This is a genomic window from Methyloceanibacter sp. (genome assembly GCF_049590335.1).
Classification (GTDB): Bacteria; Pseudomonadota; Alphaproteobacteria; order Rhizobiales; family Methyloligellaceae; genus Methyloceanibacter.
On sequence record NZ_JBAWCQ010000169.1, the window covers coordinates 1 to 1,800 of the forward strand.

At 61.4% G+C, this 1,800-nt stretch carries 3 protein-coding genes; 2 read left to right on the forward strand and 1 reads right to left on the reverse strand.

The genetic code is table 11. From position 1 onward, the window contains the following. Together WBQ77_RS12350 and argE are read left to right on the forward strand one after the other, a co-directional pair. Positions 1-260: PLP-dependent transferase (locus WBQ77_RS12350; RefSeq protein ID WP_424060477.1), on the forward strand; the 260-nt coding region annotated here is incomplete at its 5' end. A 4-nt stretch (positions 261-264) separates the two neighbouring features. After that, on the forward strand, positions 265-1,428 hold the full coding sequence (gene argE / locus WBQ77_RS12355; RefSeq protein ID WP_424060478.1) for an acetylornithine deacetylase: 1,164 nt from the start codon (positions 265-267) through the stop codon (positions 1,426-1,428). 17 nt (positions 1,429-1,445) lie between these two features. Here the strand turns inward: argE and WBQ77_RS12360 are convergent. Next, the coding region (locus WBQ77_RS12360) for an Hsp33 family molecular chaperone HslO (RefSeq protein ID WP_424060479.1) at positions 1,446-1,800 on the reverse strand (355 nt) is incomplete at its 5' end.

The following is a 1,800-nucleotide window of genomic DNA, read 5'->3' on the forward strand; positions in this document are numbered from 1 at the left end:
TGGTAGCTTTCGACGTCGGGAAGACCAAGAACGATGCTTTTGCCGTCTTGAATGCGCTCGAGCTGTTCAGCATCAGCAACAATCTCGGCGACGCCAAGAGTCTCGCCACCCATCCGGCAACCACCACGCATCAACGCCTTTCACCGGAGGCCCGCGCCGAACTCGGCATCTTCGACAACACGATCCGGATTTCGGTCGGTATCGAAGACGCGGGCGATCTGGAAGCGGATCTCGATCAAGCCCTCTCGACAATGAAGTAGCAGCATGGCGACTCCCGCAAACACGCAAGATGCAACCGACCTTCTCGCAAAGATCATCGCCTTCGACACGACGAGCGCGAAATCGAATCTCGATCTGATCGCATTCGTGCAGGACTATTTGGATGGGCATGGCATTGCCTCGACGCTGGTGCCGAACGGGGATGACAAGAAGGCCTGCCTCTTCGCGACGATCGGCGAAGGCGAAGGCGGCGTCGGCCTATCGGGCCACAGCGATTGTGTGCCGGTGACGGGCCAATCCTGGACCTCCGACCCGTTCACGCTGACCGAGCGGGACGGCAAGCTCTACGGTCGGGGCGCGTGCGACATGAAAGGCTTCATCGCCTGTGCGCTCGCCTCGGTACCGCTGTTCAAATCGGCGCCGCTTGCTGAGCCCATTCACCTTCTCTTGTCCTACGATGAGGAGGTCGGGTGCCTTGGCGTACGCCCCATGATCGCACGTTTGGGCCAAGATTTGCGGCGCCCGCGCGTCGTCATTGTGGGCGAGCCAACAAGCATGCAGGTCATCGACGGGCACAAATGCATCGACGTTTTTCGCACGACGGTCACCGGTAAGGAAGCCCATTCCAGCATGCCGGCGATCGGCGTCAACGCGATTTCAGCCGCGTCGAAGCTGGTCGAAGAGATCGACCGCATGGCGGCGGAGGTTACGAAAACCGAAAACGATCCGCATTTCGATCCGCCGTACTCAACGGTCATGGTCGCCATGGTGGATGGTGGAACCGCGCCCAATATCGTGCCGCGGAACTGCGACGTCCTTTGGCAGTTGCGCGGGCTGCCGGGCACCAAGGCCAAGGATATCTCCGCGCGGCTGGCGGCATTCGCGGACAGGGCCTTGCTTCCCGATATGCGCGCGGTCGCACCCAACGCCACCGTCGACACCAAGACGGAGACCGCGGTGCCAGCGTTCTCGGCGGGACCGGAATCAGAGGCCGTGTCTTTGGCGATGACGCTGACCGGCGCAAACCGAACATGCGGCGTCTCCTACGCCACGGAAGCCGGCCTATTTCAGGATGCGGGCTGTCCGGCCGTGGTGTGCGGCCCTGGCAGCATCGAACAAGCGCACTCGGCGGACGAGTACGTCTCGAAAGCGCAGATCGAATCCTGCCTTGAGTTTCTAGCCAAGCTGACGGACCTGATGAGCGCCTAGGCGCCCCGTTTGAACGCCTATTCGGACACAACCTCTTGCGGGTCGAAGTCGTAGCGAGCGTTGCAGAATTCGCAACTGACCCACAGCTCGCCATCGACAACCATGTCGGCCAGCTCCTCGCCTGAGAAGCGCTGCAGCATTTCTCCGACGCGTTCGCGCGAGCAGCTACAATAGGTCTTCAGCGAAATAGCGCGGTAGACCCGCACCTGTTCTTCATGGAAGAGGCGAAAGAGAAGCCGCTCGGGGGCCAGCGTCGGGTCGAGCAACTCGTGATCCTCGACCGTCTCGGCAAGAGACTTCGCGCGGGTCCAATCTTCCTCGAACCTCTTTGGGCTGACGATGCCGCCCTCGCGCGTCAGTTTCTGGACGAGC